We start from the raw sequence: 16,781 nt of genomic DNA on the forward strand, positions 1-16,781 counted from the left end.
CATCGGACGGTAACACAGTTACTCTGCAGTCATCTCGAAATTCTCCAGGCGCGAAGGGTCGATCCGCCGACGCCGCGGCCCACCGGGGGCACGAAGCTCCCCTCCGGCGCTACCGTAGGCGAGTGGCACCAGGACCCCAAGCGATCTCCACCGCGCAGATCATCATCGACGTAGTGCTCGAGTTGCTGGAGTCCGACGGCTATGACGCCGTCCAGCTCAGGGAGGTAGCGCGGCGCGCGCACGTCTCGCTGGCCACGGTCTACAAGCATTTCTCCGATCGCGACGAGTTGATGATCGCTGCCGTCGAGCGTTGGATGGCGACCAACAGCTACGCGGGAATGGAACAGCCGCCCACGCACGAGAATCTGCGCGACGGTCTGATGCGAGTCCTGAGGTATGTCTTCGAACCATGGGAACGCAATCCGAGGATGCTCGAGGCCTACCACCGCGCCCGGGCCGCGGAAGGCGGGCAACGGCTGGACAACCAGGGCGTCAACGCGATACTGCCGGTTGCCTCACCATTGTTCGAGAGCGCCGATCCGTCCTATCTCCAAGACGTCGCCTTGGTCCTGGCCAATATGGCCTACGCGCTGATCGGGCGGTTCGCCGACGGCAGTCTTGCAATCACCGAGATCCTACCCATTCTCGAACGCACCGTTTTCCGCCTGACCAGTGATAACAGCGCGGAGGCCGAGGCGGCGACCGGCCCCGCGCCAGGCCACGACGCGCCCGGCTGGACCGTTGATCCAGCCCTCGCGGCACCCTTCCGGTCGAACCCCGACCCGTCCGCCACCGCGGACCCGGGTACCACCGGGGCCGCACACGAGTAGCCGCCGGCACACCCGGCCGCTCTTGTTTCCACTTGGCCGGTAACCGTGTTACTGTTCGGGCAATCGCGCCGCTGTGACCTGAATCATGCGTTATGGCTATCGCGAGTCAGGTCACAGCGGCGACGATGCCGAGCAGGAAGCGGAGAGTCATCACATGCATGAGCAGCACGGGTTGCGCACACGGGTCAGGGCACTGCCTGGGGCAGCGCGGCTGGCAGCGGGTGCGGTGGCAGCGGCGTGCGCCGTCGCCGTCGCCGGGGTCGGCATCGAGACTCGCGAGGCGGCGGCCACACCGGTGAGCGCGTTCTACACGCCGCCCGCGCAGTTGCCCGCCACCCCCGGCGCGATCATCAAGACCGAGCCGATGACCATTCTCGCGACTCCGCCCACCGCGGCGGGCTGGCCGGTCCGGGCGCAGCACGTCATGTACACCAGCCGGCTCCAGGACGGCACGCCGACCGCCGTCACCGGAACCTACATCGAGGCTTCGGGTCCATGGCAGGGTGCGGGACCGCGGCCCACCGTCGTCATCGGTCCCGGTACCGCGGGTCAAGCCGACCACTGCGCCATGTCGGTCGCCTTCTCCACCGGGCTGACCCTCTCCGCCGATCCTTCGGTCTCACTCTCGGCCAACCAGGAAATGCCCTCCTCGGCCGTATGGAGCGCCCTCGGAGCCCGCGTCCTGGTCACCGACTACATCGGACTCGGCACACCAGGAATCCACACCTTCGCCAATCGCATCGAAGGCGGGCACGCGATCCTCGACGGCGCCCGCGCCGCCAACAATCTCGGCGGAGTCGGGCCCGAGACGCCGCTCGTCTTCTGGGGTTACTCCCAGGGCGGCGGCGCCACCGCGGGCGCCGTGGAACTGCTCCCGCAGTACGCACCCGAACTGAACCTCAAAGGCACCTGGGCCGGTGGGCCCGTCGCCGATTTGACGGCTGTCCTCGCCCGCATCGACGGTGCCCTGATCGGCGGCGCGGTCGGATTCGCGATCAACGGCCTGCTCGCCCGGTACCCCAATCTGAACGCCGCCATCGACCGGGTCATCAGCCCTGCCGGGCGCGAAATGCTGAGCACTCTCAGCACCGAGTGCATCGGCGACGTCATCGTCAAGCAACCGTTCCTGAAAACCAGCTCCCTGACTACCGACGGCCGTCCGCTGCTCGAGCATCTGCGCGACATCCCCGAGGCCGCTCCCGCTCTGGCCGAACTGCGCGCGGGCAGCATCGCACCCACCTCCCCGGTGCTGATCACCAGCGGTCTCAACGACGACACCGTCCCCTATGACCAGGCCCGCAAGCTCGCCGAGGACTGGTGTGCCAAGGGCGCCACCGTTATCTTCCGCACCAACAACCTGCCCCCGATCTTTCCCGGCGCCACCATCCCCAACCATTTCGGACCCGAGATGATCGACGCATTCGGCCCCGACAACGCAATCACCTACCTGCTCGATCGCCTCGCCGACAAGCCGGTTTCCGGCTGTACCTTCGACTGAAGCATTCCGCGCCGGTGACCGATCGGCGCTGACCAGCACCTCCTTCCGAGCCGCTGTGACGGCTCTTGCCTTGCCGTGCCCTGATCCGGATCGATCGCGGATCAGACCTGCGTTCCGACCGATGACTTCGACCGAAAGTTCTGTTATGACAGCGATTTCGCGCCGGTCACTACTGACCGGCATCGCCGCCACTGGGGCCGCCGCCCTGGCTGCCGGCACGGCCGGTGTGCCCCACGCCGCCGCCCAGGTCAACAACATTCCGCTGACCTACGAGGACCATCGCGTAGTGATCATCGGCTCCGGCTTCGGCGGCGGCGTCAGCGCTCTGCGCCTGGCACAGGCGGGCGTGCCCGTGACCGTGCTCGAGCGTGGACTGCGCTGGCCCACCGGGCCGAACTCGGAAACGTTCCCCCGCGCTCTGGCGCCGGACAAGCGGTTCCTGTGGTATCGCTCCAGCCCCAATGTCTTCGGGCGACCGCTGATACTCGCCCCTTACACCGGCCTGGTGGAGGCGGTGAGCGGCGAGAACATGACCGTCCTGTGCGCCGCCGGGGTCGGTGGTGGTTCCCTTGTCTACCAAGGGATGTCGCTGCAGCCCACCGAGGCGGTGTTCAACGCCCATTTCCCGCAGGAGCTGGACTGGGCGCTGATGAACCGGACGCACTACCCGAGGGTCGCGAAGATGCTCGGCCTGGCCGAGGCGCCCGACGAGCTGATCGCTTCCGAAAACTACCGGGCCGCAAGGGTGTTCGCAGAACGCGTGCGCAAAGCGGGTATGCCACTGTCGAAGATTCCGATGCCCATCGACTGGGATTTCGCGCTGGCCGAGCTGCGCGGGGAGATGAAGCCGTCCTACACCAATGGTGACGGGGCCATGGGTGTCAACAACGGGGGCAAGCACTCGGTCGACGTCACCTATATCGCCGCCGCGGAGGCCACCGGTTTGGCGCGGGTCGAAATTCTGCATGAGGTGACCGATGTCGAGCGTGCAGGCGACGGGCGCTGGAAAGTCCACGTGCAACGACTGGACACCACCGGCGCCGTCGTCGAGCACAAGGTCCTCACGACCCGCGCGCTGATCATGGCGGCGGGCAGTGTGAACACCACCCGATTGCTGATGCGGGCGAGCGGTAAGGGCCTGATTCCCGACCTGCCCGATGCCCTCGGCCAGAACTGGGGCACCAACGCCGATCGGATCTACGTCTGGACCGATCCGTCCGCGGAGTTCGGGGCGCCCCAGGGCGGCCCAGTGGTCTTCGGGAGTCTGAACTGGGACGATCCGAATACCGCCCACACCGTGATCCAGGCTTCGATCCCGCCGCTGTCCCTCGACCCGCGCAGCACGATGATGGTCGGTTACGGCGTCAGTGAGAGCCGCGGCGCCTACGCCTACGATTCCGGGCGCGACGACGCGATTCTGCGCTGGCCCGCCGACGGCGACAGCCGCATCCAGAACAATCACATCGGCCCGGCCGTGCAAAAGATCGCCGGACCCGACGGCATGCTGATCGACACCAACGCCCTGTTCCCGTCCACCTGGCACCCGCTGGGCGGGGCGAGCATGGGTGCGGTCTGCGATCTTGAAGGGCGCGTCCATGGTCAGCGCGGGCTCTATGTGCTCGACGGTGCGTTGATGCCGGGCAATACCGCCGCCTGCAACCCCTCGATGACCATCGCCGCCGTCGCCGAACGCGCACTCGACGAGATCGTCGCCCGGGATATCGGTTCGCTGATCTGATGCGGTGAGAGCAACGATCGAGAAAGTCGGAGGTTCATCGGCAATGAAGTCGAATCCAGCGGGGAACCGGACGCGGGCTAGGGCTGGCGCCGTGCTGGCGGCGGTCATCCTGCTTCCCGGCGGCGTAGTAGCCGCGCAACCGCCCAATACCTCGATCCAGCAGTTCGATTCGATAGCCGCCGACGCGGCGGCAGCGGCGCAGTGCGGTCCGGGTTCGGCACCGGAAACCGGCCTGCAGGGTGATGTGCCCGCCGCCGACCGCGCCAGCGGCCGCAGCACCCAGGGTTATCGCTGCAATATCACCCGAATCGGCGGTTTCGAGGGTGCGGGTGGTGGACTCGTCTCAGCGGCGTTCGACCACTGCGCGTACATCGGCAGTTTCTTTCCGGGCAGCCTGAACGGGCCGAGTCCGGGTGTACAGGTGCTCGACGTCTCCGAGCCCGCGAATCCGGTGCGGTCGACGACGCTGACCGAGCCCGCCATGCTGGCGGGCACCTGGGAAACATTGAAGGTGAACACCCGGCGCAAACTGCTTGTGGGCGCAGGTGCCCCGGTGCTCGCCGGCGCCGGTATGCTCTCGATCTACGACATTTCCGACTGCGCACACCCTCGGCTGCTCAACCCCGGTGTCGGCTCGAATATTGCACTGCCGCTTAACATTACGGCACACGAGGGCGGGTTCTCCCCCGACGGGATGACCTACTGGTCGTCGGGCACCGTGCCCGGCATCGTAAGTGCGGTCGACCTCGCCGACCCGGCGAGTCCACGCGTCCTCTGGCAGGGCATGCCGGGCATCTCCATCCACGGCATGGGGGTGAGCGCGGACGGCAACCAGGTGTTCCTGGCCGATAACACCGGCGGCTTGACGGTGCTCGACAGCAGCGCCGTGCAGCGTCGTGACCCTGACCCACGCCTGCCGATCCTGTCGCAGACGAAGTGGACCGATGGCTGGGCCACCCAGCACGCGGTACCGGTTGTCTACGACGGCAACCCTTACCTCTTCGCGGTGGACGAGGCAGGTTCGGGCGGCGTCAAGATCATCGATGTGGCCGATGCGGCCCGCCCGCGCCTGGCCGGATCGATCAAACTGGAGATCAACCTGGCCGCCAATCAGGATGCGGCACTTGCCTCCAGCATGGGCGGATCGATCTTCTCCTACGACCCGCACTACTGCGCGGCCGACCGTCCGAAGAATCCGACCGCACTGGCTTGCGCCTGGCTGGCCTCCGGTATCCGAGTTTTCGACGTGCGCGACCCGCACTCCGTGCGCGAAATCGCCTATTACAACCCGCCCGCCCGGACCGGCCGGCCGCCAGGAGCGAATTCACCGCAAGCCCTGTTCTCGGTCGCCGGTGTTCCGGTACTCAGTTCCGGCTCCATCATCCAAGCGCTCAACGCCGGCGTCTTCGACCCGGCGACGGCGCTCGGTCCGCGCAGCGACCGGGTGCCAGGTGACATGTCGGCGGATCTGTGTTTCTCCCCGCCCAGCTGGCATGGCGACCAACTCTGGGTAGCCTGCTCGGACAACACCTTTCAAACGCTGCGACTCGATTCCAGCGTCTACACTCCCCCGCCGGATCAAGAAACGACCATCGGATCGTGAACCGCCGCAACCTGATCCTGGCCGGTTCGCTCGCCGCCCTCGGCATGCTGCTGCTGGTGCTCGGTGCGGCTGTCCGTCCGCTGATCGTTACCGATGTACAGACCAGAACCGAGGTCCTTACCAGCACCGAAATCGAGTTCGTGCAAGATATGGTCGCCCATCATCAGCAGGCGCTCCTCATGGTCGCGAGTCTGGATCCCGGCGTTCAGCCCAGCATCACCCAGCTCGCAGTACAGATCGACCGCAGCCAGCGCACCGAAATCGGCACCATGCTCGGATGGCTGCAACTTGCCTCCGTCACCGCGACCAACCCGCACCCGATGCGATGGATGGCGCCTTCCCATCACGCTGCCTCCCCCGCCGCGCCAGATCCCATGCCGGGCACCGTGACTCGCTCGGAACTCGATGCTCTAGCCACCGCCCGCGGCGGGCAAGCAGAGCAGTTGTTCCTCCGTCTGATGCAACGCCACCATCAGGGTGCGGTCGCCATGGCCCGAGTCGCAGACTCGCTATTGGAGCCAGGGCCGGTCAAATACCTGGCACGCGAAATAATCGCCACCCAGAGCCAGGAATCCGGACTGATGAGCATTCTCCTCGAGGCTCCGCCCTCTTGACCGCCAATCCGTCCGCAAGCACCGACGCCTAGCCGGTCAGTCGGGGGTGACTGCTTGCTCCGGCTCGCTCGTAGCCAACTTCGGATCGGCACGTTCTGCGAAGTCGGGCGGGGTCGCACGGCGTCGGCCCGGCGCCCACGCGGCAATGAGAACCGCCGCTCCGATGGTCAGGAGCCCCAGCGCAGTCGCGGACTGCTGCAAGCCGTTGATGAATGCGGACTTCGCGAACTCGGCGAGCGGTTGCGCCTGCGGGCCCGCGCGCTCCGCCACTTGGAGCGCGGCCGCGAGCGAATCGCCGACCGGTTCGCGTGCAACCTCGGGAAGTTGAGGCAGCACCGGGGTGATGCGCTCGCTGTATCCAGCGGCGAGCACGCTGCCTGCGATCGCGATACCGATCGCGGCGCCGACCTCGCGGGCAGCGTCGTTGACCGCCGCGGCGACGCCGTGTTTTTCCACCGGTGTGCCGGCGATGATCGCGGCTGTCGCGGGGGCGGTACACAATCCGATTCCGGTGCTCATCATCAGCAACGGGACGAGTAATTCCACGTAGCCGGTATGGACGTCGGTACGAGCGATCATCAGCAGCCCGCCCCCGATCGCCAGCAATCCGACGAAGGTGGGTACACGAAGACCCACCCGCTCCGCCAACCGAGGTGCGATCGCGGAGACCGCTATCATCGGAAGCCCCATCGGGGCGAGCGCCAGCGCCGAGATCAGCGGCCGGTACCCCAAGATCAGCTGCAAATACTGCACGATCAGCAGGAACAGACCGAAAGTGACGAGGAACTGCACCGTCACGATCGCAGTGCCGCTGCCGAAACCACGGTCGGTGAAGAGCCGAATGTCGATCAGCGGATGCGTCACCCGCCTCTCGATGACGATAAACGCGAGAGCCAAGGTCAGCCCGATCACGATCACCGCGATCACCTGCGGATCGAGCCAGCCACGAGCGGGCACTTCGATCGCCGCGACCACGATCGCGCCGATCGCCAGGGCGCTGGTGACTGCACCGAGCGGGTCCATCGCAGGTCGCGAGGCATCCACAGATTCGGGCACGGTGCAGGCAGCCACCGACAACACTGCGCCCATAACGGCCATACCGACGAAAATCGAAACCCAGGACCAACTTTCGATCAGCAGGCCGGAACCGAGGATACCGATGATCGCGCCCGCACCCGCGACACCGGCCCACAATCCGACCGCGCTACTGCGACGCTCTTCCGGAAATCCAGCCGTCAGCAGCGACAGCGTCGACGGCATCACCAGCGCTGCCCCGACACCCGCGAGAACTCGCGCCGCGATCAGCCAGCTCGGGGTGTCCAGAATCAGCGGCGCCGCCGAGGCGAGCGAGAAGACAACGAGTCCCACAATAAGGACCACCCGCCGGCCGTACCTGTCGCCCAGCGCGCCCGCAGGTAGTACGAGGCAAGCCAGCGCCAGGGTGTATCCGTCGACGATCCAAGTGATTTCGGCTTGACTCGCGCCGGTGGCGGCTGCGATTTCCGGCAGCGCCGTGTACAGCGCCGCCATCGAGGCGGTAACGAGAATTACCCCGAGACAGGACACGACCAGCAGCCAGCGCTGGGCAGCGGACAATCGGCCACGTCGAGGGGCAGCCATCACATCTCCGATACTCTTAGTATTGCTACGCTACTACTTGTAGCATACTTTGACGGGACCGGATAGGCCGGTGGGTTGACCCACCTCGTGGAGGAATACTGGTGATATGAGCGGAATCGACGATGCCGAGGTCGACCCACGCAAGGTGCGCTCGCGGGCCCGTCTACTCGATGCGGCCGCTGTTCTGTTGCAGGATGGCGGCTTGGAAGCGGTGACCATCGAGCGAGTGACCAAATCGTCGAAGGTCGCGAAGACCACTCTGTACCGGCATTTCGACAACGTCATGCAATTACGCGCCGCCACCATCGAACGTATGCTGCCGCCAGTATTGGAGACACCACCTGAAGGTCCGCTGCGCGAGCGTCTGATCAGCTTGCTGCAACGCCAAGCCGACGCAATACGAGACACACCATTGCAGGTATCGACTTTGGCCTGGTTGGCAACCGGCTCCGACCGCACCACCGGCAACCCGGCCGTAACCTCGCTCAGCCAGCGCATCATCGATCAATATCGGGTGCCGTTCGACCAAGTGCTCAACACCCCGGAGGCCCACCGGCAGCTGGGCGAATTCGATACCTTCTTCGTGCTGTCGCAATTGGTCGGTCCGCTCGTTTTCAGCAAGCTCATCGGCTTGCGCCCATCAACCCCGCAGGACTGCGCCCGCATCGTCGACGACTTCCTCGCGGCACGCGCCATGGCTCCTTCGGTGCCCTGAGATCAACTCTCTCACCGGGTGATACTGGTGCTGAATGCCAATTCGTTGCCCACAATCGGCATTTCTCCAACTTGTGTAGACGGCTCAGCGACCGCCGCTTAAACCACGACGCCTCAGTTAACTCGTATCTACCTTGCGAACTACTTGATCTGCAGTTCTAGGCCAAACCACCCTGGTCCGACTTCAAGTCTCCCAGCCTCGACTGACCGACGATCCACGATTTCTACTCGTGCGGTAAGCCGGCCGCGACCAAGCCGCACGCGGAAGCACTCAAGGGAATGCCGCCGCAGTTCCATCCGATCGAACACGCCCCACCTGATGCCAGTTCCGGACATGTGACCGCTGTCGTTCAACGTTTCCCCAGGTCAATGCGTGTGGTTAGCGCGGGTGTCCCCCTCCGGACTTGACCACCCACGCCGAGCACAGCGCTGCTTGGTGCGATCGCGTCGCCCTGCCGAGGCCGACGTCACAACCGACAGCGGGAGCCAGGACCCGGAACTCGTTGCTTCGGCACCCACGAGGCGTGCAGCCGGAGCGCCGCCCCGTCGTCAGGTCGGTCCCGTAGAGGCCCGCCGTCTCCGGTGCTGTCGAGAAAGTGAAGGTATGTCTCCGGGTTCAGTTGCCGAGTGATCGAATAACGCATGTGATGCCGGAGCGATGAATCCGACTCATCAGGTGTCAATCGGCGATTCGAATGCCCAGTGCGTAGCTCGACCACAATCGGCGACAACAGGCCATCTCAGCCGCCGAGCATTCGTGGCTTGCGCGGCCGAAAACCTTTGGCCGACAGAGGTTGTTGTTCGTACTATGCGATCTCCATCGGGGCTGTCGCAACGTGAAAGCGTGTGAAATTCCGAGAATCGGGGTAATTCCGCCCAACTGCTGCCGAGCACTGCCGTCGCCCATGTGGCCTGAGTCGCTGGCCTGTACCATCGGAAGGCAGGGAGATCAGCAGGCAGGTCACGAATCGAGGTGACCCGTGCTTTCATTCTCCCGCCGCCAGAATCCCTGGCGTACTGGACATTGCCTCCCGCCGGACGCGAGTGAGCATCCGTCGATCCGCCCCCACTATTGCGAGGGCTCTGACCAGTGACGAAAAGAGCCACCGACGCGCCTCATTGCTGCGAGCCGAACCTTCGCAGCAAGGCAGCATCTGTCGACACAACAGGGACGCCCCCTACAGAAACGGTCGGCCGGCGACAGCGTAGTTCGGCGCCACGCCAGCCACCTCGGCCCGACGCCGCGCGCCAGTCGCGAACCGAATCACCCGCTACCACGTTGGCCACGAGCGACCTCGACAACGAAACAGCGATCGGGTTCGAGAACATCTACGTCAGCCACGCACACCGCCAGCCATCGCCGATAATTCGTTTCGATTACCCGGAGGCGGCAAGGGAAACTGCGATAGGCGTTGCCCATTGGTCAACAGCGACGGTCGATCAGCACGGACGCTTGAGCGACCGGTCCACGATTAGAAAACTGGAATGGCAACCGGGGCAATCCATCTCGATCACTCCACACGAACAAAGTGCAGTGGTGCACACCGCCGATAACGGTCGATGGCGCATCGGCTCCAATGGCTACCTTTACCTGCCGGCTGCGATCCGCCACGACTGCAACATAGAACCCTGCAGCAGGGTGCTCATCGTTGCCTCCCTCAGTTATCGCCAACTAGTCGTCTACCCGACCACTCTGGTTGCGATCGCGCTCGCTGAGTTTCGGCCTGGGCCATGGCGAAGCACATGAGCAACGACGACATCAGTGCCGCGTTGCACCTCATCTCCCGACTAGGGCTCACCATCGACGATCTGGCGGTCAAGTCTCCTGAGGTTGTAGAAGTTCCAACCTTCCGCGCGTACATCAAGCGCGTAGCGGCGGCAGTGCCACAGACGACCCTGGACAACTACCGAACCTACTGGAAGGCAGTGGAGGAGGTGTGGGCCGAGCGGCTCATCACAGAGCCGACCTACACCGAGATCCAGCAACTCGTCACCGAGTACCAGGCACGAGCGGCTGCAGCGCCGCGATCCAACTCCCGCGGCGGCCGGGCAGCCGCAGCACAGATGGTGTCGGCGATCCGCAAGCTCTATCGCCACGCAGAGCAAGATCGGCTCATCCATCCGCTCGAAAACCCGTCCGTGAAGGTCCCGCGACCACGACAATTATCGAGCACTCGGCACGCACTCACTCTCCAGCAAGTTCACGCCCTCGGCTATATCGCCTCGAGCACCGGCAACGACAGACCACTCGACGCACTGATCGTCCGGATACTGATTGAAACCGCGTGTCGCAAAAGAACTCTCCTTCACCTAACGATCGACGACCTCGATGTCGAGGACTGCCTCATGCGCCTGCGTGAGAAAGGAGGCACCATCCGGTGGCAACCGATATCACCTCCCCTGATGCACAAACTGATCGAACACGTCGCGGTGCGCGGTGGCCCTGCTACGACACGCCAGGTTCTGCGATACCGCAGCGGAAAGCCAATCGGGCGCCGACGCATCGACCACCTATTCGACAGGTTCAAGACTTATCTCCCCTGGGCCGCGACTCTCGGAATCAGTCCGCACTGGATCCGGCACACAACCCTGACCTTTGTCGAGAGACTCTTTGGCATCGCCGTTGCCCGCGCGTTCGCGGGCCACAACGATGCCCAAGGTGCCAGCAGTCCAACTACTTTCACCTACGTACGCGCAGGTCTACTCGATATCGTGGAAGCACTGGTCGCACTGACAGGCGAGCCACATCCACTGCTGACCGACAGTAATCGGCATCCCCTATCGCCCAACGACTGGCGCAACCGGCAGGATCCACCGGTATCCTGACACGTTATGAACACTCAGATGCAGCGAGTTCGCTGCGAACCGAGTGTCCTAACGGGTGAAATTTGACGTCACTGTCGGTTTGTGTCATTTGAGGTGACGTAGGAGGTTCAGAGCCAGCCCTGACCAGGAGTGCGTCAACTATCTGGCAAGTTCACGTGTGTCGATTCCTGCCGGATGGCTGACGCAGAGCGCCTCGGTCAGATGGTATTCGACCTTGGCGGTGGCTCGGGTCGTTGTCTCGGGTGAGTAAGCCCGCGGCGACCAGTTTCGCGAGGCGGTTGGCCAGGATGTTCGACGCGATGCCCTCGATGGAGGCGGCGAGCAGTTCGCGAAAGTGGGTGTTGCCGCCGAACATGATGTCGCGCAGGACGATCAGGCTCCATCGGTCTCCGAGTAGCTCGATCGTCATGTTGATCGGGCAGCCCGACTTGCCTGGGGGCACCGGTAGCTTGTCATGAGCAACTGGTTGCGCCATGGGATCAGTCTAGGTAGGTTATTAACCGATTGCACATTGCAACCAGAAGGGTTCCGATGACACCGTTGGTCCGCGTTCACAACTTCGCCGTTTCCCGCGATGGATACGGTGCCGGGGAGGGGCAAAGCCTCGAGCGCCCCTTCGGCCACGCCGATCCGGGCGACTTCATGTCCTGGGCGGGTGCCACCGCGCACTGGCCCAACCGGACCGAACCCGGGGGAACCTATGGCCTCGACGACTACATGACTCGCGACTTCGCCAACAACATCGGCGCCGAGATCATGGGGCGCAACAAGTTCGGTCCACAGCGCGGGCCATGGGAGAACCACGACTGGCAAGGATGGTGGGGGGACGAACCCCCGTTCCACACGCCGGTGTTCGTCCTCACCCACCACCTGCGGCCCTCGTTCACGCTCGCGGACACCACGTTCCATTTCCTCGATGCGGCTCCGAAGGACGCACTGGCGCAGGCATTCGATGCCGCCGAGGGCAAGGACGTGCGAATCGGCGGCGGTGTCGCCGCGGTTCGGCAGTTCCTCGACGCCGATCTGATCGACACGATGCATATTGCCGTTGCGCCGGTCGAACTCGGTCGCGGCGAAAGGTTGTGGGCGAGTCCCGAGGAACTCGTCGACCGTTTTCATCTGGAGCAGATCCCGAGCCCGAGCGGGGTGGTGCATCACTTCTTCTGGCGACGGTGATCGGGGGCGGGCGCCTTCGCGTGCGGGGATCGAAAACCTACGTCAGGTTAGTGGCAGAAACGGTCGTGGACTGCTTCGACGGTGATCGAGGAGTCGTAATCGGAATGCGGAAGGCGTTTGCAGGCTTGGGCTTTCGCGCCTCATACCTGCGACGCGATGAGACACCTGCGCAAAACTCCCTGCGCAGGTCTCATTCGATGACTGCGTGATGTCGGCTATGCGCCCGTCAGGAACACTGGCAGTGTTCCGTGTCCGTTCGAGATGAAGCTGTTCACCGTGCCCAATTCCGCCGGATCCGCGGCCAAACGCATGTTCGGGAAACGCTCGAAGATGGCGGGTAGCGCGACGGTGGCTTCCAGCCGGGCAAGAGGGGCACCCAAGCAGTGGTGGGCACCGTAGCCGAAAGACAAGTGCTCCTTGGAGGCTCGGGTGATGTCAAAGGTGTCCGCGGTGTCACCGTGCAACTTCGGGTGACGGTTTGCTCCGGCGTAGGAGGCAAGGATCGCATCACCCTTGGAGATATGGACGTCGTCGATGTCGATGTCGTCCACGGCGTATCGCAGCGGCAGGTGCGCTACCGGCGCCTGGAACCGCAATGATTCCTCGACGACGTCCGACCAAGCCGCCCGGCCCCCTACTACCGCGGCGAGCTGCTCGGGGTTGGTCAGCAGCGCGAAGATGGCCTGGTCGAGCAGATTGACCGTCGTCTCGTGACCAGCGCTGATGACCAGGAGCAGCGTGTCGATGAGTTCCTGCTCGGTGAGCCGCGAGCCGTCCTCCTCGTCCACGTGCGAGATCAACAGGCTCGTCATATCGTCGCCGGGTTCGCTGCGACGGAACTCGACCAGCTCGCTGAGAATCCGGTACATCTCCATGTAATTGGCGTGCGACTCCTCCGGGCCGAGGGAGGTGTCGAAGATTCCGTCGACACACGCGCGCAGACCGTCGTTGAGCGACTCCGGAACTCCCATCAGCTCGCTGATGACCTGGATCGGCAACGGGTAGGCGAAACTCTCACGCAGATCGACTGCCTCACCTGCGGGGGTCTGTTCGAGTTTGTCCAGCAGGTTCGCGGTTATGCGGTCGATGAGCGGGCGCATCGCTTTGGTGCGGCGATCGGTGAACGCGGGTGCGACCAGTTTGCGCAATCGCTTATGGTCGGGGCCGTACGCGGTGAACATGTTGTTCACCACCACCCACAGAAGAAGCGACCAATCCTCCGGCACTTCACCATTGATGAGCGCAGGCCAATGCTGTCTGGCGTCCTTGGACACTCTCTTGTCAACGAGCAGGCGCATGAGTAACTCGGGATCAGTAACCGACCACGCTTTGACACCGCCGGGCAGCTCAACCAAGACGGCAGGTCCAAGCGCTCGAAGGTCCGCGGACTCCCTTTGGATGTCAGTCCCTGTCGGGTTGAGGACGATCAATTGTTGGTCCATCGTTATCTCCTTAGAACACTGGCAACGGTGGTGATGCGGGGAAGAAGACGGGCAGCGATGCCAGTGCCCGATGGAAGGGTCCCGGTCGCCACACCAGGTCTTCGACGGCGGCAGCCAGTTGCAGTTCAGGCAGCGCGTCGAGCAGTTGGTCGATGGCTTCCTGCACGATCAGGTACGCGACGGACTTCGCAGGGCAGGCGTGCGGCCCGAGACCCCACGCCAGATGTGAGCGATTATCGGTGTATTCACCACTGCCGATTGCGGGGCCGTTGTTGCAGCCGGCCATGCTGATAACGACGGGCTGGTTGGCTGGCAGCCACACTCCATCGATCAGAATCGGCTGGCGCGGGTAGGACACGCAGTAGTTCGCCAGCGGCGGGTCGGTGAACAGGACCTCGCCGAGGGCGTCACGAGTGGACCGCGTGCCACCGTGCACACTGTCCGCGAACCGGTCGTCGGTCATCATCAGCAGCAGCGTGTTGACGATCAAATTCAGCTGTGGCTCGATGCCCGCGCCGTACAGGGTGACCAGTTGGTGGATCATTTCCTCGTCATCGAGCGCGGCTGGATCCTCGATCAGCCGCGTGGCGAGGTCGGCACCGGGTTCATCTCGCTCGAGCCTGACCAATTCCAGCAGGCCTTCGGTGAGCATCGCATTGCCCTCGGCCGCGTTGATGCCCTCGAAGATCGCGGCCATGCCGGTGGCGACCTTGCGCCCGATCCCTGGTGTGCAGCCGAGGATCGTATTGAGGGCTTCCTCGGCGATGCCCGCCGTGTTCGCCTGCCGGTAGCGCTGATGGTCGAGGCCAGCGTTGCGCAGCGCGTTCGGCCGCCATCCCAGCATCGGCAGAATCGGGCACTCGGCGGGCACATTCTTCTGCCAGCCGCGCGGATCGGCGGGGAAATGATCCGGATCGTTGAGAATCCTCAGGGCGGTGTGATATCCGATCACCAGGGTGGCTGGGATGCCCGGCACGGGTGCACGTGCTGCGGCGGCGGCAGTGGCCCGAACCGCGAGTCTGTTGCTGCCTGATGTCGGCAACCGGAAACGCGTGGTGACCGCGCCGCGCATCGTGGAATCGGACGAGCAGATCGCGGTCGCGACTGTCACGTTTCCTCCCCTGTAGCTCGATGTGTGTCTAACAGGTTGGGCCAGAGCATATTTCGAGCACGGCGCTCGATGATACCTGCCGACACGAGGAAGCGCAGGTTGACGGATATCAGGGATGTCGCGGCTTGTCGCGCCTAGTACTCCAGCTGCACTTCGTGATGTAGCTTCTGTCGGCGCTGGTAGTGGGCCCGTCGGGCGCGGTATTGGTGACGCCGTCGCCAGATTGACCACCGCCAGATCTGTTCCGGGTCGGGGGCAGTGGTGATCAGGTGTGCCAGGAGACGTTTGATTTCGCCGATAGTGAGTGGAATGAGGCCGCTGCCAACGCTTTTGGGGATATGGCCGCTGTGACAGCGAGGTAGGTGTGGGCGAGCATCGCGAGGGTGATGTGGCGGTACCAGGCGTCGTAGTGGCGGACCTGGTATTGGTCGAGGCCGATTTCGGTCTTAGCAGTCTGGAAGCAGTCCTCGACGGCCCAGCGGGCACCGGCGACGCGGATGAGTTCGTCGTCGCTGGTGCCGATTGGCGCGCAGCACAGGTAGTAGGCGATTTCGAGCTCGCCCTTGGGATTCGGAGTCAACGCGCGACGTGCCAGCAACCATCGGTCCCAGCCCGCGGCAGTGGTGTCGGGGTAGGTCGGCAGGGAGGCCACCGCCCAGTCGAACAACCGTGGGCCCTTCGCGCCCGCGCCGCAGCTGCGGCGCTTCCAAGCTCGTGAAGGTGCTCGTGCGACAAGGTGATCCGCGCGTGAGCTACCGGTGGTGAAGGGTATGCCCTGGCTGCACGGCACCGCCACCACGTAGCCGACGCGGCGGTCCTCGAGCCATGATCGGAACTTCGAGTCCCCACCGTATGCCTCGTCGGCGGTGACCCACCGTGCGGGCACCCCCGCGTCCAGGGCGCGGGCGAGCATCTTCTTCGCCAACGTTGTCTTGGTCGCGAACTCGACCTCATCGGGCACGCTCGCGGCCCGGCACCGATCCCGGTCGTCGGTCCACCACTTGGGCAGATACAGTTCCCGATCAATCAGTGTGCGCCCTTTGCCGGTGGTGTAAGCACAGAAGACGCCCAGCTGACAGTTCTCGATCCGGCCCGCCGTGCCCGAGTATTGTCGTTGCACCCCAGCGGATTTCACGCCCTTCTTGAGGAATCCGGTTTCATCGACCACCAAGACGCCGTCCGGCTCGCCGAGGTGTTCGACAGCGTAGGCGCGCACGTCATCACGCACGCCGTCGGCGTCCCAGGCTGCCGCATGCAGCAACCGCTGCATCCCATCCGGGCTGCGATCACCAGCCGCTTCCGCCAAGGTCCACCCGTTCTTCCCGGCCAACGGCGCCAGCAACCCCCGCACATACGCCCGCGCCCGCCGCCGCGGCTCCGCGCGACAGAACCGGCCCGCCACCCGCGCAAACAGATCATCCAACCCGGCAACCCACACCGAGAGATCCTCATCGATCGGCACAAGAACAATCAGGAAACGGCAACCCGTCCATCTCGGGGCATCACGGGCCGTGAGATAGACCTTGGCGCCTTCGCGTGCGAACGCACGAGCGACAGCAGACTCGGCCGAACCGGCTACTCCGTAGATGACCGCGTTCTTGTTTCGAGC

13 protein-coding genes and 1 pseudogene are annotated in these 16,781 nt (G+C 64.3%); 9 read left to right on the forward strand and 5 right to left on the reverse strand.

Annotated elements, in window-relative coordinates; genetic code table 11:
* Positions 1–122: 122 nt before the first annotated feature.
* From ACFQZZ_RS25205 to ACFQZZ_RS25225, 5 genes are all read left to right on the forward strand, one after another.
* The gene (locus ACFQZZ_RS25205) at positions 123–830 is read left to right on the forward strand and encodes a TetR family transcriptional regulator (RefSeq protein WP_378685574.1); all 708 of its coding nucleotides are present in this window, start codon (positions 123–125) and stop codon (positions 828–830) included.
* Positions 831–984: 154 nt separating this feature from the next.
* The gene (locus ACFQZZ_RS25210) at positions 985–2,328 is read left to right on the forward strand and encodes a lipase family protein (RefSeq protein ID WP_378685577.1); all 1,344 of its coding nucleotides are present in this window, start codon (positions 985–987) and stop codon (positions 2,326–2,328) included.
* 145 nt (positions 2,329–2,473) lie between these two features.
* Positions 2,474–4,066, forward strand: coding sequence for a GMC oxidoreductase (locus ACFQZZ_RS25215; protein WP_378685580.1), 1,593 nt, complete (start codon positions 2,474–2,476; stop codon positions 4,064–4,066).
* A gap of 43 nt (positions 4,067–4,109) precedes the next feature.
* Positions 4,110–5,669: an LVIVD repeat-containing protein gene (locus ACFQZZ_RS25220; RefSeq protein WP_378685583.1), complete on the forward strand. Its 1,560-nt coding sequence runs from the start codon at positions 4,110–4,112 to the stop codon at positions 5,667–5,669.
* A complete protein-coding gene (locus ACFQZZ_RS25225) occupies positions 5,666–6,283 on the forward strand; it encodes a DUF305 domain-containing protein (RefSeq protein ID WP_378685586.1) in 618 nt (205 codons plus the stop codon). The genes ACFQZZ_RS25220 and ACFQZZ_RS25225 overlap by 4 nt, the downstream gene beginning before the upstream one ends.
* Before the next feature lie 36 nt (positions 6,284–6,319).
* Here the strand turns inward: ACFQZZ_RS25225 and ACFQZZ_RS25230 are convergent, their stop codons facing one another.
* A complete protein-coding gene (locus ACFQZZ_RS25230; RefSeq protein WP_378685589.1) occupies positions 6,320–7,903 on the reverse strand; it encodes an MFS transporter in 1,584 nt (527 codons plus the stop codon).
* A 106-nt stretch (positions 7,904–8,009) separates the two neighbouring features.
* Between ACFQZZ_RS25230 and ACFQZZ_RS25235 the strand changes: the two genes are divergently transcribed.
* The 3 genes from ACFQZZ_RS25235 (at position 8,010) to ACFQZZ_RS25245 (ending at position 11,443) form a co-directional block, all read left to right on the forward strand.
* Positions 8,010–8,618: a TetR/AcrR family transcriptional regulator gene (locus ACFQZZ_RS25235; RefSeq protein ID WP_378685592.1), complete on the forward strand. Its 609-nt coding sequence runs from the start codon at positions 8,010–8,012 to the stop codon at positions 8,616–8,618.
* A gap of 1,278 nt (positions 8,619–9,896) precedes the next feature.
* Positions 9,897–10,364, forward strand: a complete 468-nt coding sequence (locus tag ACFQZZ_RS25240) for a hypothetical protein (protein WP_378685595.1) — start codon at positions 9,897–9,899, stop codon at positions 10,362–10,364.
* Positions 10,361–11,443 (forward strand): tyrosine-type recombinase/integrase, encoded by a 1,083-nt coding sequence (locus ACFQZZ_RS25245; protein WP_378685597.1) that lies wholly within the window; start codon positions 10,361–10,363, stop codon positions 11,441–11,443. The genes ACFQZZ_RS25240 and ACFQZZ_RS25245 overlap by 4 nt, the downstream gene beginning before the upstream one ends.
* A gap of 151 nt (positions 11,444–11,594) precedes the next feature.
* Here the strand turns inward: ACFQZZ_RS25245 and ACFQZZ_RS25250 are convergent, their stop codons facing one another.
* Positions 11,595–11,918 carry a winged helix-turn-helix transcriptional regulator gene (locus tag ACFQZZ_RS25250; protein WP_378685600.1) on the reverse strand — a complete coding sequence of 108 codons (324 nt, stop codon included), beginning with the start codon at positions 11,916–11,918 and terminating at the stop codon, positions 11,595–11,597.
* A gap of 56 nt (positions 11,919–11,974) precedes the next feature.
* On the opposite strand from ACFQZZ_RS25250, the gene ACFQZZ_RS25255 reads away from it, so the two are divergent.
* Positions 11,975–12,619: a dihydrofolate reductase family protein gene (locus ACFQZZ_RS25255; protein WP_378685602.1), complete on the forward strand. Its 645-nt coding sequence runs from the start codon at positions 11,975–11,977 to the stop codon at positions 12,617–12,619.
* A 215-nt stretch (positions 12,620–12,834) separates the two neighbouring features.
* Here ACFQZZ_RS25255 and ACFQZZ_RS25260 read toward each other — a convergent pair whose 3' ends face one another.
* From ACFQZZ_RS25260 to ACFQZZ_RS25270, 3 genes and pseudogenes are all read right to left on the reverse strand, one after another.
* Positions 12,835–14,061 (reverse strand): cytochrome P450, encoded by a 1,227-nt coding sequence (locus ACFQZZ_RS25260; RefSeq protein ID WP_378685605.1) that lies wholly within the window; start codon positions 14,059–14,061, stop codon positions 12,835–12,837.
* Positions 14,062–14,071: 10 nt separating this feature from the next.
* On the reverse strand, positions 14,072–15,172 hold the full coding sequence (locus tag ACFQZZ_RS25265; RefSeq protein ID WP_378685608.1) for a cytochrome P450: 1,101 nt from the start codon (positions 15,170–15,172) through the stop codon (positions 14,072–14,074).
* Positions 15,173–15,306: 134 nt separating this feature from the next.
* Positions 15,307–16,628 (reverse strand): annotated as a pseudogene (locus tag ACFQZZ_RS25270) (IS701 family transposase).
* Positions 16,629–16,781: the final 153 nt, after the last annotated feature.

It is taken from the genome of Nocardia sp. GCM10030253, assembly GCF_042675075.1.
GTDB lineage: Bacteria > Actinomycetota > Actinomycetes > Mycobacteriales > Mycobacteriaceae > Nocardia.

Bases quoted from the DNA above. Each gene is read 5' to 3' on its own strand.
- ACFQZZ_RS25260 (WP_378685605.1), bottom strand. From the start codon at position 14,061: ATGGACCAACAATTGATCGTCCTCAACCCGACAGGGACTGACATCCAA.
- ACFQZZ_RS25235 (WP_378685592.1), top strand. From the start codon at position 8,010: ATGAGCGGAATCGACGATGCCGAGGTCGACCCACGCAAGGTGCGCTCG.
- ACFQZZ_RS25255 (WP_378685602.1), top strand. From the start codon at position 11,975: ATGACACCGTTGGTCCGCGTTCACAACTTCGCCGTTTCCCGCGATGGA.
- ACFQZZ_RS25215 (WP_378685580.1), top strand. From the start codon at position 2,474: ATGACAGCGATTTCGCGCCGGTCACTACTGACCGGCATCGCCGCCACT.
- ACFQZZ_RS25250 (WP_378685600.1), bottom strand. From the start codon at position 11,918: ATGGCGCAACCAGTTGCTCATGACAAGCTACCGGTGCCCCCAGGCAAG.
- ACFQZZ_RS25210 (WP_378685577.1), top strand. From the start codon at position 985: ATGCATGAGCAGCACGGGTTGCGCACACGGGTCAGGGCACTGCCTGGG.
- ACFQZZ_RS25220 (WP_378685583.1), top strand. From the start codon at position 4,110: ATGAAGTCGAATCCAGCGGGGAACCGGACGCGGGCTAGGGCTGGCGCC.
- ACFQZZ_RS25245 (WP_378685597.1), top strand. From the start codon at position 10,361: ATGAGCAACGACGACATCAGTGCCGCGTTGCACCTCATCTCCCGACTA.
- ACFQZZ_RS25230 (WP_378685589.1), bottom strand. From the start codon at position 7,903: ATGGCTGCCCCTCGACGTGGCCGATTGTCCGCTGCCCAGCGCTGGCTG.